The following is a 20435-nucleotide window of genomic DNA, read 5'->3' as shown; positions in this document are numbered from 1 at the left end:
ATGACGAGCGCGGCGGACGAGCGGTCGGGGGAGGCGTCGGTGGACGACGCCCTCCCCGGCGCTCGTCCGTCCGCGTTCTACCGGCTGGAGAACACCGTCCAGCGGTACGACTGGGGCTCGACGTCGGCGATCCAGGACCTCCTGGGGGTGGTACCGGACGGTCGTCCGGCGGCCGAGCTGTGGATGGGGGCGCACCCGCTCGCGCCGTCGCGCGTCGTGCCCGACGGCGGCGCCCGCCCGGGCGGGACGTCGCACCCGGGCGCGGAGACGGCGTCGGGCACGACGCTCGCGGACCTGGTGCGCGCGGACCCGGTGGGGGTGCTGGGCCAGCGCGTCCTCGACCAGTACGGACCCCGGCTGCCGTACCTCCTCAAGGTGCTCGCCGCCGACCGCGCGCTCTCGCTGCAGGTCCACCCGCGCCCGCACCTCGCGCGCGCCGGGTTCAACCGCGAGAACCGGGAGGGCGTCGCGCGCGACTCGCCGCTGCGCAGCTTCCACGACGACCAGCACAAGCCCGAGATGGTCGTGGCGGTCTCCCGCTTCGAGGGCCTCTCCGGGTTCCGCCGGCCCGCGCGCATCCTCGAGCTGCTCGACGGGCTCGACGGCGCGCTCGCCGGACGGATGCGCGACACCCTGCGCGCCCGCCCCACGGAGGCGGGCGTCCGCGACGCGTTCACCCTCGCGCTCCACGCCCGCGCAGAGCCCGACGTCGCGGCCGACCTCGCGCTGACCGTCGCGTCCGTCCGTGCCCGGGCCGAGCGCGAGCCGGCGGTGCCCGCGCCGGGGGGCCGGCGCACGTCGCGCCGCGCCGACGCGACCGTCCTCGCGCTCGCGGAGCAGCACCCGGGCGACCCGGGCGCCGTCGTGTCCCTCATGCTCAACCGCGTCACCCTGGAGCCCGGGGAGTCGATGTTCGTCCCCTCGGGGCACGTGCACGCGTACCTGTCCGGGTGCGCCGTCGAGATCATGGCGAGCTCCGACAACGTGCTGCGGGCCGGGCTGACGAGCAAGCTCGTGGACGTCGACGCCCTGCTCGAGTGCGCCACGTGCACGCCCGGTCCGGCCGCGCGACCGCGGCTGGTCGACGACGGCACCGGCCTCGTCGCCTACCGCCCGCCCGTCGCGGAGTTCGCGCTCCGGGCCGGCCGGGTCGCGGGCGTGGTGCCGCTGCCCGCCGCCGGTCCGCGCGTCGTGCTGTGCCTCGACGGCGCGGTGACGCTCGCGGCCGACCGCGCGGACGCCGGGGCCGGGACGCGGCTCGTCCGGGGGGAGTCCGTGTTCGTCCCGCACGGCACGGGGGCCGTCGTCGCGCGCGGCGAGGGTGACGTCGTCGTCGCGTACGTGCCCTGACCGGCGCCCGGGACGGAGTTCCGGCGGTATCGGCACAGGGGTACCATGTGCGCGGCCGGAGTGCGATGTGAGCGCCGGCTGAGAACGGACGAGACGGTGGCATGGACGCACGGGGGGGCTCTCGCCTCGATGACGCACGCAGAGCCCTCTGGCACCTCCGCCGGGGTGGTTTGTCCCAGTTCCGTACGTATCTCCGCCGTCGTGGCCTGCCGCGGCTCGGCGGCTCCTCGGGCGCGATCCGCTCCGACCACGGGGTGACCTTCGAGCCCTGGACGGTCTCGCAGCGCGCGACCGCCCGCCCGACCCTGCGGGTCGGGGTGATCCTCGACGACTTCTCCCGGCTCGCCTTCGGGTTCGAGTGGGACCAGGTCGCCCTCACCCCGACGTCGTGGCGCGACGAGCTCGACCGCGACCGCGACGGCCGCCCCGGGCTGGACCTGCTGTTCGTCGAGTCCGCGTGGAACGGGAACGGGGGCGCCTGGCAGTACCACCTCACGGGGACCTCGGCCCCCCGCCCCGCGTTCGTCGAGCTCGTCGCCGCGTGCCGCGAGCTCGGCGTGCCCACGGTCTTCTGGAACAAGGAGGACCCCGCGCACTTCGAGGACTTCCTCGACGCGGCGGCGCTGTTCGACCACGTGTACACGACCGACGTCGGGCGGGTCGACGCGTACCGCGAGCGGCTGGGCCACGACCGCGTGGGCGTCCTCGCGTTCGGGGCGCAGCCCGCCATCCACAACCCGGTGCGAGCGCACGGAGACGGGCCGTCCGGCGACGTCGCGTTCGGCGGCATGTACTTCGCGCACAAGTACCCGGAGCGTCGGGCGCAGATGGACCTGCTGCTGGGCGCAGCCGTCGACGTCTCGCCGCGCATGAAGAACGGTCTCGAGATCTTCTCCCGGTTCCAGGGCGGGGACGAGCGGTACCAGTTCCCGCAGCCGTTCGGGTCGCGCGTCGTCGGGTCGCTCGACTACGACCGGATGCTCACCGCGTACCGCGAGTACAAGGTGTTCCTCAACGTGAACTCGGTCGTCGACTCGCCGAGCATGTGCGCGCGCCGCGTCTTCGAGATCACGGCGTGCGGGACGCCCGTGGTGACGACGCCGAGCGCGGCGGTGGGCGAGTTCTTCCCGCCCGACGAGGTGTTCGTCGTGGGGGAGCGGGCCGAGGCCGCGCACACGATCCGTGCGCTCGTGCGCTCGCCCGAGCTGCGCGACCGCGCGACGCACCGTGGCCAGCGCCGCATCTGGCGCGAGCACACCTACGGCGCGCGGGTCCAGCGCGTGCTGCACGACGTCGGGCTGGCCGACTCGGGGACGGTCGCCCGCCCGAGCGTGTCTGCGCTGGTCTCGACCAACCGCCCGGGCCAGCTCGACCACGTGCTGCGGACCGTCGGCGCGCAGCGCGACGTGGACGTGCAGCTCGCGCTCCTCACGCACGGGTTCGCCGTGGACGAGGCGGACGTGCGGCTGCGCGCCAAGGAGGCCGGGGTCGAGGACCTCGTCCTCCTCACGGCAGGTGAGGACGTGCCGCTGGGGGAGTGCCTCAACCGCCTCGTCGCGGCGTCGGACGGTGACGTCGTCGCGAAGATGGACGACGACGACCTGTACGGCGAGCACTACCTGTCCGACCAGCTCGACGCCCTGGCTTACTCCGACGCCGACGTGGTGGGCAAGCAGGCGCACTACCTGTACGTGGCGTCGCTCGACGCGACGCTGCTGCGCTTCGCCGAGCGGGAGCACCGGTACACGGACTTCGTCATGGGCCCGACGATCGTCGCGACCCGCGGTCTCGCCGAGCGGGTGCCCTTCGAGTCCGTCGCCCGGGGCGAGGACACCGGGTTCCTCCGGTCGGCGGTCGACGCCGGGGCGCGGGTCTTCTCCGCGGACCGGTACAACTTCGTCCAGGTGCGCTCGGGCGCGGCACACACGTGGGACGTGTCCGACGCCGAGCTGCTCGCGAGCGGTGAGGTTCAGTTCTACGGGCGTGCCGACCGGCACGCCTTGATCTAAGGGGAAACATGAGCAGCACCAGCGTGTGCGTCGTCGGGCTCGGCTACATCGGCCTCCCGACCGCAGCGATCCTCGCGTCGAACGGCGTGGAGGTCATCGGGGTCGACATCAACGAGCGCACCGTCGAGGCGGTGAACCGTGGCGACGTGCCCTTCGTGGAGCCCGACCTCGCGACCTACGTCGCCGGGGCCGTCACCCAGGGCACGCTGCGTGCGACGACGAAGCCCGAGCCGGCCGACGCCTTCATCGTCGCCGTGCCGACCCCGTTCACCGACGGGCACAAGCCGGACCTCTCCTACATCCAGGCCGCGGCCGAGGCGATCGCGCCGCACCTGTCCGCCGAGGCCCTCGTGATCCTCGAGTCGACGTCCCCGCCCCAGGCGACGCAGCAGATGGCGGAGTGGATCCTCGCGGCGCGCCCCGACCTGTCGCTCGACGGTTCCGAGGGACGCGCGCGCATCCACGTGGCGCACTGCCCCGAGCGTGTGCTCCCGGGCCGGGTCATGATCGAGCTCGTCACGAACGACCGCATCGTCGGTGGTCTGACGGCAGACGCCGCCGAGCGGGCCAAGGAGCTCTACCAGGTGTTCTGCCAGGGCGAGATCCTGCTCACCGACGCGGTCACCGCCGAGATGGCGAAGCTCGTGGAGAACTCGTACCGCGACGTCAACATAGCTTTTGCGAACGAGATTGCGTTGATCTCCGACAATCTGGGAATCAACGCCTGGGAACTCATCAGCCTTGCGAACCACCATCCGCGCGTGGACATACTTTCGCCAAGTTCTGGCGTAGGAGGACACTGCATTGCGGTGGACCCGTGGTTTGTGGTTGCAGCAGCACCCGAGCACTCGCCACTCATTTCTACTGCGCGCAGAATAAATGACGAGCGCCCGGAGGTCGTTGCTCGGAACATCGCGGCTGCGGCACTCTCGCAAAACGCGCGTTCCTTGACCGCGCTTGGCCTGACCTTCAAGCCCGACGTAGATGATCTGCGAAATTCACCAGCGATCCAGGTGATTGATCGGGTAGCCGCTCAACGTCCTGAGCTTACGATTAACATTTACGACCCGCACATCACTAGAGTTCCCGACACGCTGGCGGCGCGACGAAACGTTCTCTTTCATAACGTAGCACCTAAGGCCGAAGACTGTCTAATGGTGGTGCTGGTCGAGCACACGAGACTGCAGAGCCTAATCGAGGCGCACGAACGTACAGGGAGTCTCGTGCTGCGCGCCTCGAATGGATTCTCGCTGGGAGGAGAGGCGCGTGGGTAGGTCAGTTCACGGGAGACTCCTTTCGGGCGCACGTAGCCGGGCAAAGCTCGCTTGGGGGGAGACATTCGCTTTGAACGTGAACCCGGACCGGCCGGAACGACCACAGCTTCGAATACTGGCGCGCGCAACAAAGGACGACGACTCGGTGGCGGCGTTCTTTGTCGGATGCCATCCCCAACCCCTCGGCGGCAAACTGCTGACGCGCTCGACGTCCAACGGCCTGCCCTACGTATATCTACGCGAGATCGGGGAACGTTGGCTCGCTACACCAACGCTCCAAGCGAACGTTGATGGCGCATCGCCTACGGTGCGTCTCGTCATGTGGAATAGAATCAGCAAACCCAGCGACGCGTTGAGCGAAGCGTTTGTCGTACTCAACTCCGGAGTCTACGGCGAAGATGCAATTATCGAGCGAATCCTCTGAAGGGAAACTGATGGACGTCAGCATCATCATTGGATTCCGCGATTGGGGTCTGGACCGCCTCGCCATGTGCATAAGGTCGATGTACGCGGCCATCGGAGAGCATTCAGGCGAAGTAGTTGTTTCTGACTACGGCTCAAATGACGCCCGCTCAGTTGAAGAACTGTGTACACGTGAGGGTGCGGTGTACGTATATACCGAGTCGGCCGTGTGGGCTAGGTCACGGGCACTCAACGCCGGCATCGCGGTTTCCAAAGGCGCGTTGCTCATATTCACGGACGCAGACATGGTTGTCTCGCCCACTACGGTCACCGAAGTCATCGGTGCCGTCCGGAGACGGCCGAACGCGGTGTCCCTTCTTCAGTGTCGAGATCTCCCCGCGGGGATCGCTGTGGCGGACGTTGTCAACGCACGTTACACGTGGCGCACCCTGGACGAGCGATCCCGGCTACGACCTCGGTGGGGAATGGGTGGGTTCGTCGCTGCAACGCGTGAGGCGTTCGAGATCGTCCGAGGGTTGGACGAGCGGATGCAGACCTATGGCGGAGAAGACATAGATCTCATCAACAGAATGCGGCGAGCGGGGATGCCAGTCAACTGGATCGAGGCACCGGAGGCGCGGCTATTTCACGTGTGGCACCCGTCGTCTAAGACGGCCGCCGTCGACGCGGGCGCAGAGGCGGATGTCAACGCGAACCGCAAGATTGTCTACGAGGACACCTCGGTTGTTCGAAACGTGGGCGCGTGGCACGGGCCCAGCCCATTGAGCGCACCTAGTGTCAGTTTCGTGATTGCAACCCACGGGCGGCCGGAAATGCTCCGTGACGCTGTCGCTTCTGCCCTCTACCAAACGACCGCCGACATCGAAGTTATTGTCGTATCGGACGGCCCTAGCAGCGCGAACCGTGAAGTTGTCGAAGGGCTGAGTGCCCTGATCGAGGCAAGAGCAGGGACCAGTCTGCGCTACTTTGAGGCGCCCGCGGACAGCCGGGTAGCGGCTGTCCGTAACATTGGAACCGAGCTGGCGGCCGGGCGCTACATCGCGGTGCTCGATGATGACGACATTGTCCCACCGTGGAGAATTTCGGTCCAACTGGAATCCCTACGCGAGGGCGATTTGGGCTCCTTCGGATCGTTCATGAACTTTGAATGCGGGTCGCGCTCACTGGCGACAATCCACTCAAAGCACTTCACTGCTGCCACCGCTCACGATTCTGGCGGCGCACCGGGGCACGGTACTTGGACCGTTCGGACTGACGTGCTGAAGTCAATCCGGTACGACGAGCGCCTGAGGGCTGGTGTCGACAACGATGTTGCTCTCCGGATGCTCCGCAGCGGTGTGAAGCTCCGACACGCTGCAGATCTAGTGCTCCTCCGTCGACTTCATCCGGACCAGATCAGTTCGATTTCGACGGACAGCCAGCGGCAGACGGCCTTGGGTGCAAAAGCATTCTTTGATTTCTCCATAAGTGACTGGGCGTCAAGAAAGCTCGCCGAAGAGAAGAGCAATAGCTACCCCCAACCACGCACGGAACGAAGGTATCCTAGAGATGTCCTCGCGTTCCTGCCGGACTTTGGCTTTGAGCGGGTGGTCGTTGTTCCTCAAGGTTCGGCAGATGTCCGAGCGGCTGGAACATTACAATTCCGAGGCCACAACTACGCCATACTTCGGGATGTCGGTTGGGACACGTTGCTGCGACTAAGGGTGTCGGGAACATCGCATTGGCTCTTGCCAGTCCCAGCGGGGGCGAGCGATGAGTCGGTCATGTTCGAGGTTTCGTATCATCTAAAGGGCGAGCCTTCGGTGCTGGCGATCGAAGACGAACGGAGCACCGCAGCTGGTAAGGCAGACCCCGCTCGCTTCGATTTTGGCGGGCGACGTAAGAACCTAGTTTTATCTGAACCGGCACGTAGCACGCCCATTGCAAACAGCGTTCGACGGGGCGGTCGCATCATACTTCGCGATGGATTTGGTGATAGCGTTCGGCTGCTGACCGGACAATCTGGAGGGCACTGATGGAATTTAAGTTCTCTAGTGAGTACGTGGGCACGCACGGAATTAAAGCCTACCCTGGGGATTACGACGGTACTCCACATCTGGAGGGTCTATGGTTCGAGCGTAAACCGCAGTCGCTTAATCCTGACAGGCTTGCAGCCGCAGCAATACTGGCGTTCGGCAGGTACTGTAGTGGTCCTGTGAAGTTCCCGAACAAGATCTCACCCGCAATGGCGGGGGCTCTCGTAGATTACCTTAGCCCGATCCGCGCCTACCCCGAACCCATCGAATACTATCCGAAGGCAATTCCCGAAGGATCAAACAGGGTGCGCGTGCGGTGGACTGCGTCTGAATCGCTGGATGAACTCGAGCGTCGTCCAACACTACAACTCGTCCCGTCCTCGGAATTTTCCGGTGCGGTCGGAACGCGAAACTCTCTAATTGTGGCTAGCAACGCACGTCTTATGTCGGCGCTGAGTACTGGAAGAGAGGACGTGCTCACACTTCTGGCCGCAGGAGTTGTTTTCGCACAAGATCTTTCGGCCGATACACTAGTTCTCGACGCGGAGGATTCGACTCGGATCGTGCGTGCGCGGCCCCTGCTCGCTGCAGCGGGCTTGGGACTCGAACTTGAGAACCTATCGTGACTGAGGCGAGGTGGGTGCGGAGTTGAAGATATTCGTTGCCGGGGTGCTCGATTCGTCGGCATTGGGAGCCGGCGCAGAGGGCGTACTCCAGGGAATTGTCGTCGCCGCGCGCGCGGCGTTGCGTGCATCGTTCCCGACTCGAGACGACGATTTGCACATCGAAGTCTGCCAGTACGACAGGTCTTTTCTCGTTGGAGTGTCGAACGACGGGCCAGGGTCGATCGTTCAGCCATTGCCGGACGGCTCGACTATTGCTGTCGCGGGGTATACGGACTGCGAAGCGCTCCAGCATGCCCTGGATGCGAAACGGCCGCTGGATAGCGTGGCTACATCGCTCCCGGGATGCTTCTCTCTCATCCACGTGGGCGATTTCGGGGTTACCGCGTGCACGGATGCGTCGGCTTCAAATATGCTCTACAGGACTGGAATGAGCGGCGTGCACCTAGTTTCAAGCAGGGCATCGACGCTTGCGAGCATACTTACGCAACGATCAGGTGCCGCTCCTCGCTGGAACCTTCGCGGCATGCGACACTTTGCGATTGCTGGCTACTTTCCAGGTGAGCATACGCCCTTCGCAGGTATAGATGCTCTCGCGCCGTCTGTGCTTCTTCGTATCGATCCATGGTACACCCGACGTGCGAGCTATGATGATGGACAACTTCGGGATATCGCTCCGGGGAGAGAGGGCTGGAAGGGCCACGTTGTTGCTGCCTCCGACGCTTTGGTGAGTGCTTTCAACTGCGTGCCAAAGGACCCTGTCAAGCTCACTTTGACAGGAGGTCGTGACAGCAGAATCCTGGCCGCTGCCTTAAGTGCCAGAGGAGACTTCAGTGTCCACTCTTCCACCCTCGGTGTTGAGAACGACCCGGATGTGGTCATAGCGCAGAAAATCAGCTCGATTCTTGGGTTTGAGCATACGCGTGCGTCTCCACCTGGAGTTCTTGACGGGGTGTCGCGATTCGGGGAGCTCCCGTCCGCCCGCATCGAGCGGGTGCTCGATGTATTCGACGGCATGGTGTCGGCTTGGGACGATATCGAGGACTACGGGCCTTTGGTAAGCCAAGCGTCGCTGTCCGGAGTTGGAGGGGAGATCGCGCGAGGAGGGCTGGTGCTGCCGGGTGCAGCCTCTATCTCGTCGACCGACGCTGCTCGCCACATCGAGAACGCACTAGCCGGAGGAGCCTTTTTCACCGGGCCGAGTAATGAAGCGGCGAGAGCGCTCGTCGCGCCTTTGATCGAGTTGGCTCGCTCAGATCCGCATGCTGCAATCGATGATTTCTACTATTTCCATCGTAACGCACGCTGGGTTGCGGCGCGGCGTTCCGGCTCGCGGTTCCGGCGCTATCTCTACGATCCTCTGCTCGACAACCAATTCGTCCGTCTCGTCCGAGCAATCCCTGCCCAGCACCGTTGGTCCGAGCGCCTCATGTTTGACGTCATTGCGACGTTGGAGCCACGTCTGCGCGATGTTCCGATCGAGGGCGCGCGGTGGCGGTTTGAGCTAGAGGGGCCGGACTCGTCTGGGGACGCGGACGAGCGGGACGCTTGGGCGCGGCGATATGCGATGGCTCGGGACGCTCGCACTCAGTCCTTCGCTTGGCAGCGGCTTTCGTCCCCGCGAGCTCGCGCGGCGGTGCATGGCCTCGTGGCAGGCCGGCCGGCGATCCTCGACGAACTCTTTGACCCGGGGAAGCTCACGGAATACCTGGCTCAGGAGCCAGTCAGGTACCCGACTGTGCATTGGCATCTGGCGACTTTGGCGCAAATGGTCGGTTCGGATTGGCTGCGGCCCGAACGGGGACCTAAGCTTGTGAACTGGCCGCTTTCCTAAGCGTGGTGAGAAACCCCTGTCCAGTGCTCCGCTGATTGACGCAGCTTCTCGTGAATTGTGGTGGCTGCGGACTCGCGGTCTTGACATCCACTAGTCTCGTCCGAAGAGATCGCGGGTGTAGACTTTCTCGATCACATCATGTAGAGCAGCCGAGCGCCTGTTTGTTACGATGACGTCCGACCGTCGCTTGAACTCATCGAGGTCGCGCACCACGGTAGAATTGAAGAATGCCGCATCTTTAAGCGTGGGCTCATAGATGATAACTTCGATGCCCTTGGCCCTGACTCGTTTCATGACGCCTTGGATGGATGACGCGCGGATGTTGTCCGAGCCTGATTTCATGATGAGACGGTACATTCCGACCACTTGAGGCCTGCGGCGAAGGATGTCCTCGGCAATGAAGTCCTTTCGCGTAGTGTTGGCATCGACTACAGCGGCGATTAGGTTCTGAGGTACGTCCTCGTAGTTCGCGAGCAGCTGGCGGCTGTCCTTCGGCAGGCAATATCCACCGTATCCAAATGAGGGGTTGTTGTAGTGTGAGCCAATTCGCGGGTCAAGGCCGACTCCATCAATGATCTGTGCGGAACTAAGACCGTGGGTGGCGGCGTAAGTGTCTAGTTCGTTGAAGTAGGCGACGCGAAGCGCGAGATATGTATTGGCGAATAGCTTGATCGCCTCGGCTTCAGTTGGGTCGGTGAGTCGGACGGGAACATCCTTGTCCACTGCGCCCTGGAGCATGAGATTGGCGAACAACTTCCCGTGCTCGCCCCGATCCCCGACGACGATCCGAGAGGGGTGGAGGTTGTCGTACAGCGCCCGTCCTTCCCGGAGGAACTCCGGTGAGAAGAGGATCGCGACCCCAGGCCGACGTTCCCGTAGGCGCTTGGTGAAACCGACAGGGACGGTCGACTTGATCACGATGATCGCCCCCGGGTTGGCGGTGATCACTTGGTCGATGACGCTCTCGACTGTCGAGGTGTCGAAGTAGTTGGTGTCAGGGTCGTAGTCGGTCGGAGTTGCGACGACGACGAGGTCTGCTGCTGCGTACGCGCTCTGTGCGTCTGTGGTTGCGCTCAGGTGGAGGGGTCGATTGTGGAGGTAGTCCTCGAGTTCGGCATCCTCGATCGGAGACTGGCGCCGGTTGAGTAGCGCAACCTTGTCCACGTCGATGTCGACAGCGGTTACGTCGTGATTCTGTGCGAGGACGACAGCATTCGACAGTCCCACGTATCCAGTCCCGGCGATGGCGATCTTCACGGTGAGTGCTTTCTCTAGAGATGGCTGGTAAGGGAGCGCATCATGGCCCGGAGCGCGACGAGAGACTTCGCGGCGCTCCGGCCGTTCCCGTAGGGGCTGGTGAAGGGCGGGTTCGACGAGTGGTCTTGCTGCAGGAGCGCAGCGGCCGCGGCCACGATCTTGTGCTCGTCCGTGCCGATGAGTTGGACGAGCGTTGACTCCAGGGCCTCGGGCCGTTCGGTGTTGTCGCGCATGACCAGCACCGGCTTGCCGAGGCTCGGTGCTTCTTCCTGGATCCCACCGGAGTCGGAGAGGATGACGGCGCAGAGCGCCATCAGGCGCGCGAACTCGCCGTAGGGCAGCGGCTCGGTCACGGTGACGTTCTCGATGCCCTCGAGCTGGGGGAGGACGGCCTCCCGCACGACGGGGTTGCGGTGCGCCGGGAGGACGATTTCCACGTCGGGGAACGACCGTGCGATGCGGGCCAGCGCTCGCCCTACGCCTTCCATCGCGCCGCCCCAGTTCTCGCGGCGGTGGGTGGTCACAAGGAGGATGCGCCGCCCCGACGCCGCGAGGTCCTCGAGGCGCGGGTCGGTGAAGGGGATCTCCTTGCCGACCGTGGTGAGCAGCGCGTCGATGACGGTGTTGCCGGTGACGACGATCGTGGAGTCGTCCACTCCCTCGGCGAGAAGGTTTGCCCGGCTGGTCTCGGTGGGAGCGAGGTGGAGGGCGGCGATCTGAGTCGTGATCTTCCGGTTCGCCTCTTCGGGGAAGGGGGACTGGATGTTCCCGGAGCGCAGACCTGCCTCCAGGTGCACGACGGGGATCTGCCGGTAGAACGCGGCGAGGGCGGCGGCCGTCGAGGTCGAGGTGTCGCCCTGGACGATGACGGCGGTGGGCTTCTCCTTCTCGAGGATCGGGTCGAGGCCCTCGATCACGCGCGCGAAGATCTGCGCCAGCGTCTGCCCGTGGCTCATGACGTTGAGGTCGTGGTCGGGGACGATGCCGAAGAGCTCGTTCACCTGGTCGAGCATCTCGCGGTGCTGGCCGGTCACGACGGTCACCGACTCGAAGTCGGGGCTCTCCTCGAGCGTCTTGATGACGGGAGCGACCTTGATCGCCTCCGGTCGGGTGCCGTAGACGGTCATGATGCGAGCGGTCATGCTTCCCCCTTTTCTGCTGCGGCCGCGTCGCGGCCGTGTCCCCGGACGTGCCGGGGGCGGTAGCTGCGTCCAGGGGACTCCTCCACCTGCACGTGCGTCTCGGTCTTCTCCGCGAGGGCGTCCTCGATGATCTTCTTCGCCTCGTCGGGCTTCTCCTTGGCGATCGCCCAGGCCCACTTGCGGTAGCGCAGCGCGACGTCCTCGGCCGGGCCGTCGAGCACGAGACGGCCGTAGTTGAGCCAGATCGCGCGCGTGCACGTCTCTTCGATGGTCTGCGCCGCGTGACTCACGAGGAACACCGTGCCGGCGTTCTCCCGCAGCCGGTTCATGCGGGCCTCGCTGCGTTCCTTGAACGCGGCGTCGCCGGTGGCGAGGGCTTCGTCGATGAGCATGATGTGCGGGTTCGCGGCGGTCGCGATGGCGAACCGCAGCCGTGCCCCCATGCCCGAGGAGTACGTCTTCATCGGGAGGTAGATCGACTTGCCGAGGCCGGCGAGCTCGACGACGTCGGGAATCGCCCTCTCCGTCTGCTCGGGGGTGAGCCCCATGGCGAGGCAGCCGAGCCGGACGTTCTGCTCTCCCGAGAGGTCGGGCACGAGGGCGGCGTTGACCCCGATGAGGACAGGTGTGCTCTCGGCGAGGACCCGCCCGCGGGCGGGCCGCTCGAGCCCGGCGATGATCCGCAGGAGCGTGCTCTTGCCGGAGCCGTTCTGGCCGACGAGGCCGATCTGCTCGCCCGAGCGCGCGACGAAGGAGATCCCGGAGAGCGCCCGCACGAGCACCATGGGCTGCTGGCCGAGCACGGTCTTGGCGGCCCGGACGAGCCGGTTCGAGCGCCGACGCTCGGCCGCGTCCGTGGACGGGACGCGGTAGCGCACGTGCACGTCCTGGACCGCGACGGTTGCGGAGGCGAAGGGGTCAAGCTCGGCCATAGGACTCCTCCCCGTGGTAGAAGAAGAGGAACCCCACGACGAGCGTCCCGACGGCCCAGGCGCCCAGCCCGAGCCACGACGACAGCGCCGGCGTCACGCCGTAGAGCAGGCAGTCGCGGACCATGCTCAGCACCATGAACATCGGGTTCGCCTCCATGAGGGCGAGCGCCGTCGGGTGGTCGATGAACTGGTCGTAGGAGAAGAACACCGCGGACCCGTAGAGCCACAGCCGCATGCCGAAGCTGATGAGCTGGTTGAGGTCGGGCACGACGGCGACGCACCGCGCGAGCAGCAGTGCCAGGCCGGTGGTGAACAGCACCTGGAGCGCGAGGACGCCGGGCACGAGCACGACGCGCCAGGTGAACACCTCGGCGGGGGGCATGACGGCGAGCAGCACCACCATGGCACCGAGCACCGGGATCATGTCGAGCATCCCGCGCAGGATCACCGAGATGGGTAGGGAGGCGCGGGGGAAGGAGAACGCCCGGATGAGGTTGCGGCCGTTCCTGATGGAGTTGGCCCCGCCCGTCACGGCCTTCGTCGTGAACGAGAAGAGGAACACCCCGACGATGAGGTAGCCGATGAAGTTGTCGATGCCGCGCGACGACTTCAGCAGCAGGCCGAAGATGAGGAAGTACGTCAGCCCGTCGAGCACGGGCTTGAGCACGAGCCACACGGTCCCGAGCAGGTTCTCGCGTGTCCCGCTCGTGACCTTCGCGCGGGCCTCGGCCCACAGGAAGTGCCGGCGGTTCCACAGCTGACCGAGGTACACGCCGAGCGGCGGGCGCGCCCCGACGCGGGTGAGCCGTCCCGCGGAGACGACCTCCGTCGTCGACGGCGGGCCCGCGAACAGCATCGAGTACAGGTCCCCGCGAGGGGACCTGCTCTCGGTGGTGCTCGTCTCTCCGGTCATCGCGGCATCCTAGGATCCCGTCGGCGCGTACGCCGTGCCGTACGTCGCGACGTACTCGTCGAGCGTGTCCGTGCGCACCGCGTCGCCGAGCGCGGCGGTCTGCTCCGCGTCCACGAGGTTGACCGACGCGCCGCCCCTGTCGCCGAACCCGGTGATCGGCACCATGAGCCCGACGACGTCCTCGCGCTCCAGCTCGGCCGCGAGCGGGACGAGCGCGAGCGCGTCGTCCACGTCGAGGTCGCCGGTGATCTTGACGTTGCGCACGAGCATCGGCACGAGCTCGGCGAGCACCTCCGGCTCGTCCGCCCGCTCGGCGATGCGGTCGAGCATCCCGACGACCGCGGCGCGCTGGCGCTCGGTGCGGTCGAGGTCGCCGAGAGGGAGCCGCTTGCGCTCGCGCACGTAGATGAGACCGTCCGTGCCGGACAGCGTGATGCGCCCCTCGGGGAAGTCGACGACGCGTCCCGTGCTCTGCACCGTCACCGTGCTCGCGTGCTGGTTGTCCACCTCGAACCCGTCGAGCGCGCGTGTGAGGGCGATGAACCCCGCGAAGTTCGACTGGACGACGTAGTCGATCTCCGCACCGCCGAGCAGGCCGGACACCGTCTGGACGAGCGTGTCCGTCCCGCCGCGCGAGAACGCCGCGTTGATCTTCCCCTCGCCGAGCCCCGGGATGTCGACCCACATGTCGCGCGTGAAGGACACGAGGTACAGGTTCTCCCGGTCGGCGGGCACGTGGACGAGCAGGATCGTGTCGGCGTTGCCCGTGAGGTCGGCCGGGTCTCGTGAGTCCGTGCCGACGAGGAGCGCGTTCACCGGCCCCTCGGGCAGCGGGTCCGCCGGTCCTGTCGGCGTGGGCGTCGGGCTGGGAGCCGCGGAGCGCGTCGGCGCGGGGGACGCGCTCGTCGCCGACGGCGCGGGCTCCGGCGCCGCCGTCGTGCAGCCGGCGAGCAGGGCCGTCGCGACGAGGGCACCGAGGGTACGGCGCAGGAGGGTGGTGCTCATCGCGTTCCTCCTGCCAGTGCTCGGGCGTACACCTCGCGGTACCGGGCCGCGTTCGCAACCCACGTCCTGGTGGTCGCGAGCTCGCGACCGCGCGCCAGCATGCCACGACGTGCGTCGTCGTCGCCCAGGACGTCCGCGACGGCGGCGGTCCACGCGGCGACGTCCCCCGCGGGCACGAGGCGCCCCGCGTCGCCGACCGCCTCGCGCAGCGCGGGGAGGTCGCTCGCGACGACCGGGCGGCCCACGGCCATCGCCTCGACCGGCTTGAGCGGGGTGACGAGGCGCGTCACGCGGTCGTCCCGGCGCGGGACGAGGACGACGTCGAGCGCCGCGAGGTACGTCGTGGCGAGGGTGCGCGGCACGCGCCCGGGGAGGATCGCGTGCTCGCCGAGGCCCAGCTCGTCGGCGAGGCGGAGGAGGCCGGGGCGGGCGACGCCGTCGCCCACCACGAGCGCGGTCGCGTCGACGCCGTCCGCCCGGAGCGCGGCGACCGTGCGCAGGACCGTGTCGAGACCCTCGTAGTCGACGACGCTGCTCACCGTGCCGACCACGGGCCCGCGCGCCGGGATGCCGAGGCGCTCGCGGGCGGCGTCGGGCGACGGGTGCGTCGTGGCCAGGAGCGACGTCGGCACCGCGTTGGGGACCACCGTGACGCGGGAGCCCGGCACGCCGCGCCCCACGAGCTCGGTCCGCATCGTCTCGCTGAGGGTCACCACATGGTCCGCGGCGAGCGCGAGCTCGGTCTCCTTGGCCCGGATCAGCGCGTAGCGGTCCGACGCCTCGGCGGCACGCCGCGCGTCGGGCGTGCGGTGCGACGCCGCCCAGGTCTCCTCGGGCAGGCCGCGCACCTCGTACACCCACGGCACGCCGAGGCGTCGGGCGGCCGCGCGCGCCGCCGCGCCGGTCGTGTGGGGGGTGGTGGCGTGCACGACGTCGGGCGCGAACCTCCGCGCGGCACGCACGAGCAGGTCGACCTCGACCTCGGCACGCCGCGCCGGGTCGCCGTGCAGCACCCAGGGCAGCAGCCGCTCGTACCGCACGCCGCCCACGACGTCCGCGGCGCGTGCGCCGAGCACGCCGATCGTCACCGGGTAAGCGCCGCGCGTCGTCGCCGCCACGGCCAGCCCGTCCTCGTGCTGCGCGCGGAGGATCGCGTGGCTGCGCAGCGTGTACCCGCTCTGCGTGTGGGGGAGCGAGTTCGTCAGGTGGTGGAGCACCCGCGGCTGCCCGACGTCGCCCCGCGCCGGGTGCGGCGAGGTCCCGCTGGTCGGGGGGTCGGGCCGGAGCGCGTCGACCTGGGCGCGGAGGGCGCGGAGGGTGCGGCGCTCGCCGCGGCCGGACGCCGTGGCGCGCTCGATCGCGTCCACGTCGCCCGCCTGCCAGAGCGCGCGCAGTCGGGCGGGGCCGGGGTGGGGGACGCCGTCGAGCAGCTCGGGGTGGCCGACCGCGACGGCGACCTCGGCGGCCACGCGGCGCGCGAGCCGCGACCCGGGCGCGCGGAGCACCGCGGCGACGGTGCGGGCCGCGTCGTCGGGGGAGCCGTCGAGGAAGAGGCCGAGCGCACGGCGCGCGGACGGGTCGCGCGCCACGAGGAGCAGGCGGACGACGCCGCTCCGGACCGGGGCGGGCGCGCGCCGTGCGGCCTGGATCCCGAGCCACACCGGGTCGTCGACGACGGCGCGCGCCCCGAAGGACAGCGCGAGGACGAGGGCGCGGACGGCGTCGCGCGGTGCCGCCGCCCTCATCGACGCAGCCCGTCGAGCAGCTCGACGTAGCGGGCGGCGAGCGCGTCGTCGTCCGCGTTGAGCGCGACCCACTCCTGGGCGGCGGGACCGATCTCCGGGACCGAGCCCGCGGCCACGAAGCCGGCCCAGAGCGCGGCCAGCGCCTCGACGTCCCCGGGCGGGACGACGTCGCCCGCCTCGAGCGAGAGCACGAGCTCCGCGGCCTCGCCCGCGAGGCACGCCGTGACGTGCCGACGCGTCGCCATCGTCTCGTAGAGCTTCGAGGGCACCGTCCACTGGAAGGGCTCCCAGTCGCGCAGCGACACGAGCACGGTGTCGGCCCACGCGTACAGCGCGGGGACGTCCGTGTGCGGCACACGACCGAGGAACGTCACCGGTGCGCCGAGCGTCGTGGCCAGGGCCTTGAGGTGAGGGACGTCGGCCCCCGTGCCGGCGAGGTGCACCTCGAGCGGCACGCCCCGCGCGGCGAGCGCGGCGGCGGCCTCCACGACGACCTCGAGACCCTGCGACCGGCCGATCGTCCCCACGTAGACGGCGCGCAGCGGCCGGTCCGGGCCCAGGGGGTGGGCGTCGTCGTCGGGCAGGGCGTCGACCTCGTCGTCCACCTTGTCGGCGAGGCGGTCGGTGAACGCGGTGCCGTTGCGCACGACCCCGACGTTCGGGGCGCCCCGGCTCTCGACGACCCCGGCGAACGTCTCCGTCGTCGTCACGACGAGGTCGCTGCGGGTCTGCAGCCGGACGATCGCGCGGTGCGCGAGCGCGACCACCGCGGACCGCGCCCGACGGCCGGAGCCGTCGGCGACGACGCCGGCCGGGCGGATGAGGTCGGGCCACGCGTCGCGCATCTCGACGACGAAGCGGGCGCGGAAGAGCCGGGCCAGGGCCCACGCGGCGAACATGCTGGGGATGCCGGGCACGGTGCCGACGACGACGGTCGGGCGGTGCGCCCGAGCGCGCAGGTGCCGCCACCCGAGGACGACCGAGTGGGCGGCCGCGACCACGTGGTCAGCCGTGCGGGAGACGAGCGAGGACGAGTGCTCGCGGTAGCGCACGCGCAGGATCCGCTCGCCGTGGCGGCCGCGCTGGACGAGCCCGGGGCGCAGGTGCGCGTGCTCGGGGTCGAGCACGCCGGCCGGGTAGTGCGGGGGCGGAGCGAGGACGGTCACGCGGAAGCCCGCGCCGACCAGGCGGGGCACGAGTGCACCCCAGCGGCGCTGCGGCGCGCCCGTCTCGGGCTCGTAGTGGTGGGTGACCAGGAGGAGGTGGTCGTGCCGGTCCCGGCGCCGCGGTCGGGGCGCCGGTCGACGGCGCGCGCGAGCGTGCCGTGCCGCACTCGTAGACATGTCGCCCCCTGCGATCGACGGCTCTCCGGGGCGCGCCCTCCGCCGGTGCCTTCCTGGAACTGAGCGGTACGAGAGTACCGCTCTGGAACGTGGTGAAGTCGTGAGACGGCCGAGCACCGAGGGTGAAGAGGCCGGCGCAGGCGCTCGAAACAGCCGTCGAAGCAGGTCGCGCGCCGTAGGATGCCTGCCGTGGCCGACACCCTGTTCCCGGACCCCTCGCCCGAGCCGCGTGCCGACCGGCGGCACGCGCGTCGTCGTCGTGGAGGCCGGACGGCGCTCGTCGTGCTCGTGTCGCTCCTCGCCGTGCTCGTCCTGGCCGGCGTCGGGGGCGCCTGGTGGTTCCAGCGCCAGCTCGACGGCAACATCGAGAAGCTCGCCGACCCGTTCGAGGGCCTGGAGAACCGTCCCGACCCGGCACCGAGCGACCCCGAGGTCGCGACCGAGGCCGTGAACTTCCTGGTGCTCGGCTCCGACAGCCGTATCTCGGCGGGGGACCCCTCCCAGTGGGAGGCGGGCGCGCAGCGCACGGACGCGATCATGCTCGTGCACCTGCCGGCCGACCGGCAGACGGCGCAGGTGGTCTCCATCCCGCGCGACGCGTGGGTCCCGATCCCCGGTCACGGGGAGGCGAAGATCAACGCCGCCTTCTCCTACGGTGGCCCGCCCCTCATGATCCAGACGGTCGAGGACCTCACCGGGGTGCGGATCGACCACTTCGCCGTGACCGACTTCGAGTCCTTCACGACCCTCACCGACGCGCTGGGCGGCGTGCAGATCCGCATCCCGGAGGACATCGGCGACGGCAAGAAGGTGTTCTTCGAGGCGGGCGTGCACCAGATGACGGGTGAGGAGGCGCTCACCTACACGCGTCAGCGCCACGGCCTGTCGAACGGCGACTTCGGGCGCGTGCAGCGCCAGCAGAACTGGATGCGCGCGATGCTCGGCAAGATCAACAACAACCGCAACGACGTCGCGATGATGACGCGCTTCTTCACCGCGGTGAGCGAGTCCGTGGCGACCGACGACGGCCTGACCATCGACGAGATGCGGAACCTCTACATGAGCGCCCGCGGTCTGAGCACGAACGACGTCACGTTCATGACGGCGCCCAACTCCGGGACCGGGCGCAGCGCCGACGGGCAGTCGATCGTCGTGCTCGACCGTGCCCGGTTCGACCCGCTCATGGCGTCGATCGCGAACGACTCCGTCGGGGACTACCTCGTCCAGAACGCCGAGGCGCTCGAGGTCCTGCCGCCCACGGTCAAGTGATCGGGCGCCGGTGACCGACCGCTCCAGCAGCCCGCAGCGCAGCGTCCTCGTCCACGGGAGCTGCGTCACCCGCGACGCGTTCGCGCTGCCGGAGGAGACGCGGTTCCGCCTCGCCGACTACTACGCACGCAGCTCGCTGGCGTCCGCGTTCGCGTCCGAGGGGCTCTCCGGGGTCGACGTCGCCCGCGTCGAGTCCCCGTTCCAGCGCCGCATGGTCGAACGGGACCTGGGGAAGGACTTCGCGGCGCGGCTCGGGACGACGGACGCGGACGTCGTCGTGCTGGACCTCGTCGACGAGCAGTACGACCTCGTGGTCGGGTCGGACGGCGGGGTGGCGACGCGCTCCATGGAGTTCCTGCGGGCCGGCGGCGACGGCGTGCCGTCGCGTCGCGTCGCGTCGGGGTCGCCGGAGTTCCTCGTCCGGTGGGAGGCCGGCTGGGCTGCGCTCGTGGCCACGGCACGCCGGCAGGGCCGGCTGGGCCGCGTCGTCGTGCACGAGGCGTACTGGGCGCGGGGCGACGCGGCGGGCGGGGCGTTCGACCAGCAGCGCGTCGAGGCGGCGAACCGCACGCTCACCTATCTCTACGCGCGCATGCGCAAGGACCTGCCCGAGGCGCGCTTCCTCCGGGTCCCGGACCGGCTCGTGGTCGGCGACCCGTCCCACCGGTGGGGCCCGTCGCCGGTCCACTACGTCGAGGACTACTACCGCGCCTTCCTCGACCTCCTCGACGAGGCGACGCGCGCCGCCGTCTGACGCGGGTCCCGGCAGGCTGCCGGCCCGCCGCGGGGACGCGGCCCCCGCGGAGCCGGGCTCTCGCGGGAAGGGTCAGGCGACGCCGTCGAGGACGACGACGCCGTCCTTGAACGCCACGCCGCTCACCCGCGCACCCGGGGTGCGTGCCTGGAGGAGACGCTGGACGTCGAGCGCGACGCGCGCGTCCGGGAGCACCCGCACGGACCCGGCGGGGAGACCCTTCGCCGCGACGACGGACTCGATCCGGCTCGCCGCGAGACCGAGAAGCTTGTGCGCGGGCAGGCCGCCGGCGCTCGCGTCGACGGAGATCGTCGCGACGCCGTCCTGCACGTCGACCACGCGCAGCGTGGCGCGGACCGTGGGGGCGAGGCGCGTCGCGAGCCGGAGCGGTGCGGGCAGGCGCTTCACCTGGCGCGGGTCGGCGACGACCTCGAGTGCGTCCCCGCGTCCCGACACCGACGTGACGAACGAGGGGAGCTTGCGGCCCATGAGGCCGAGCAGGTGGAGCGCCTCGGCGAGGGTCAGTTCCTGGTGCACGGCGCACACC

17 protein-coding genes are annotated in these 20435 nt (G+C 68.7%); 9 read left to right on the top strand and 8 right to left on the bottom strand.

Annotation, left to right across the window (positions count from 1 at the left end; all coding sequences use genetic code 11):
* The 7 genes from manA (at nt 1) to RSE42_RS15240 (ending at nt 9528) form a co-directional block, all read left to right on the top strand.
* Nucleotides 1–1350, top strand: coding sequence for a mannose-6-phosphate isomerase, class I (gene manA, locus RSE42_RS15270; RefSeq protein WP_415296947.1), 1350 nt, complete (start codon nt 1–3; stop codon nt 1348–1350).
* A gap of 101 nt (nt 1351–1451) precedes the next feature.
* A complete protein-coding gene (locus RSE42_RS15265) occupies nt 1452–3359 on the top strand; it encodes a glycosyltransferase (RefSeq protein WP_415296945.1) in 1908 nt (635 codons plus the stop codon).
* A gap of 8 nt (nt 3360–3367) precedes the next feature.
* Nucleotides 3368–4633, top strand: coding sequence for a UDP-N-acetyl-D-mannosamine dehydrogenase (gene wecC / locus RSE42_RS15260; RefSeq protein WP_415296943.1), 1266 nt, complete (start codon nt 3368–3370; stop codon nt 4631–4633).
* 76 nt (nt 4634–4709) lie between these two features.
* A complete protein-coding gene (locus RSE42_RS15255; RefSeq protein WP_415296941.1) occupies nt 4710–5057 on the top strand; it encodes a hypothetical protein in 348 nt (115 codons plus the stop codon).
* 10 nt (nt 5058–5067) lie between these two features.
* Nucleotides 5068–7071 (top strand): glycosyltransferase, encoded by a 2004-nt coding sequence (locus RSE42_RS15250; protein WP_415296939.1) that lies wholly within the window; start codon nt 5068–5070, stop codon nt 7069–7071.
* Complete coding sequence (locus tag RSE42_RS15245) at nt 7071–7697, top strand: hypothetical protein (RefSeq protein WP_415296937.1); 627 nt, start codon at nt 7071–7073, stop codon at nt 7695–7697. Before RSE42_RS15250 ends, RSE42_RS15245 begins: the two co-directional genes overlap by 1 nt.
* Before the next feature lie 10 nt (nt 7698–7707).
* Nucleotides 7708–9528, top strand: a complete 1821-nt coding sequence (locus RSE42_RS15240) for a hypothetical protein (protein WP_415296935.1) — start codon at nt 7708–7710, stop codon at nt 9526–9528.
* A 90-nt stretch (nt 9529–9618) separates the two neighbouring features.
* On the opposite strand, the gene RSE42_RS15235 is transcribed toward RSE42_RS15240, so the two are convergent.
* Genes RSE42_RS15235 through RSE42_RS15205 form a run of 7 tightly spaced genes read right to left on the bottom strand, consistent with a single transcriptional unit; the run spans nt 9619 to nt 17718 of the window.
* Entirely contained in the window at nt 9619–10785 is a 1167-nt protein-coding gene (locus tag RSE42_RS15235) for a nucleotide sugar dehydrogenase (protein ID WP_415296933.1), read from the bottom strand.
* Between the two features lie 14 nt (nt 10786–10799).
* The gene (gene wecB, locus RSE42_RS15230; RefSeq protein WP_415296932.1) at nt 10800–11927 is read right to left on the bottom strand and encodes a non-hydrolyzing UDP-N-acetylglucosamine 2-epimerase; all 1128 of its coding nucleotides are present in this window, start codon (nt 11925–11927) and stop codon (nt 10800–10802) included.
* Nucleotides 11924–12859, bottom strand: coding sequence for an ABC transporter ATP-binding protein (locus RSE42_RS15225; protein ID WP_415296930.1), 936 nt, complete (start codon nt 12857–12859; stop codon nt 11924–11926). The genes wecB and RSE42_RS15225 overlap by 4 nt, the downstream gene beginning before the upstream one ends.
* A complete protein-coding gene (locus RSE42_RS15220; RefSeq protein ID WP_114552864.1) occupies nt 12846–13772 on the bottom strand; it encodes an ABC transporter permease in 927 nt (308 codons plus the stop codon). Before RSE42_RS15220 ends, RSE42_RS15225 begins: the two co-directional genes overlap by 14 nt.
* Before the next feature lie 9 nt (nt 13773–13781).
* Nucleotides 13782–14777 (bottom strand): LCP family protein, encoded by a 996-nt coding sequence (locus tag RSE42_RS15215; protein ID WP_415296928.1) that lies wholly within the window; start codon nt 14775–14777, stop codon nt 13782–13784.
* Nucleotides 14774–16522: a glycosyltransferase gene (locus RSE42_RS15210; RefSeq protein WP_415296927.1), complete on the bottom strand. Its 1749-nt coding sequence runs from the start codon at nt 16520–16522 to the stop codon at nt 14774–14776. The genes RSE42_RS15215 and RSE42_RS15210 overlap by 4 nt, the downstream gene beginning before the upstream one ends.
* Nucleotides 16519–17718, bottom strand: a complete 1200-nt coding sequence (locus tag RSE42_RS15205) for a glycosyltransferase family 4 protein (protein ID WP_368666456.1) — start codon at nt 17716–17718, stop codon at nt 16519–16521. The genes RSE42_RS15210 and RSE42_RS15205 overlap by 4 nt, the downstream gene beginning before the upstream one ends.
* A gap of 336 nt (nt 17719–18054) precedes the next feature.
* Here RSE42_RS15205 and RSE42_RS15200 point away from each other — a divergent pair, with 336 nt between their 5' ends.
* Nucleotides 18055–19134 carry an LCP family protein gene (locus RSE42_RS15200; RefSeq protein WP_415296925.1) on the top strand — a complete coding sequence of 360 codons (1080 nt, stop codon included), beginning with the start codon at nt 18055–18057 and terminating at the stop codon, nt 19132–19134.
* A gap of 10 nt (nt 19135–19144) precedes the next feature.
* Nucleotides 19145–19888, top strand: coding sequence for a DUF6270 domain-containing protein (locus RSE42_RS15195; RefSeq protein ID WP_415296923.1), 744 nt, complete (start codon nt 19145–19147; stop codon nt 19886–19888).
* Nucleotides 19889–19960: 72 nt separating this feature from the next.
* Here RSE42_RS15195 and RSE42_RS15190 read toward each other — a convergent pair whose 3' ends face one another.
* The gene (locus RSE42_RS15190) at nt 19961–20425 is read right to left on the bottom strand and encodes a hypothetical protein (RefSeq protein ID WP_415296921.1); all 465 of its coding nucleotides are present in this window, start codon (nt 20423–20425) and stop codon (nt 19961–19963) included.
* Nucleotides 20426–20435: the final 10 nt, after the last annotated feature.

It is taken from the genome of Cellulosimicrobium sp. SJTW-1 (assembly GCF_047716875.1).
GTDB classification, from domain to species: Bacteria; Actinomycetota; Actinomycetes; order Actinomycetales; family Cellulomonadaceae; genus Cellulosimicrobium; species Cellulosimicrobium funkei.
This window is presented reverse-complemented; position numbering and strand designations above follow the sequence as displayed.

What these genes read in the sequence shown, in the direction of transcription:
- manA (WP_415296947.1), top strand. Translation starts at nt 1, where the DNA reads ATGACGAGCGCGGCGGACGAGCGGTCGGGGGAGGCGTCGGTGGACGAC.
- RSE42_RS15265 (WP_415296945.1), top strand. Translation starts at nt 1,452, where the DNA reads ATGGACGCACGGGGGGGCTCTCGCCTCGATGACGCACGCAGAGCCCTC.
- wecC (WP_415296943.1), top strand. Translation starts at nt 3,368, where the DNA reads ATGAGCAGCACCAGCGTGTGCGTCGTCGGGCTCGGCTACATCGGCCTC.
- RSE42_RS15250 (WP_415296939.1), top strand. Translation starts at nt 5,068, where the DNA reads ATGGACGTCAGCATCATCATTGGATTCCGCGATTGGGGTCTGGACCGC.
- RSE42_RS15245 (WP_415296937.1), top strand. Translation starts at nt 7,071, where the DNA reads ATGGAATTTAAGTTCTCTAGTGAGTACGTGGGCACGCACGGAATTAAA.
- wecB (WP_415296932.1), bottom strand. Translation starts at nt 11,927, where the DNA reads ATGACCGCTCGCATCATGACCGTCTACGGCACCCGACCGGAGGCGATC.
- RSE42_RS15225 (WP_415296930.1), bottom strand. Translation starts at nt 12,859, where the DNA reads ATGGCCGAGCTTGACCCCTTCGCCTCCGCAACCGTCGCGGTCCAGGAC.
- RSE42_RS15220 (WP_114552864.1), bottom strand. Translation starts at nt 13,772, where the DNA reads ATGACCGGAGAGACGAGCACCACCGAGAGCAGGTCCCCTCGCGGGGAC.
- RSE42_RS15215 (WP_415296928.1), bottom strand. Translation starts at nt 14,777, where the DNA reads ATGAGCACCACCCTCCTGCGCCGTACCCTCGGTGCCCTCGTCGCGACG.
- RSE42_RS15210 (WP_415296927.1), bottom strand. Translation starts at nt 16,522, where the DNA reads ATGAGGGCGGCGGCACCGCGCGACGCCGTCCGCGCCCTCGTCCTCGCG.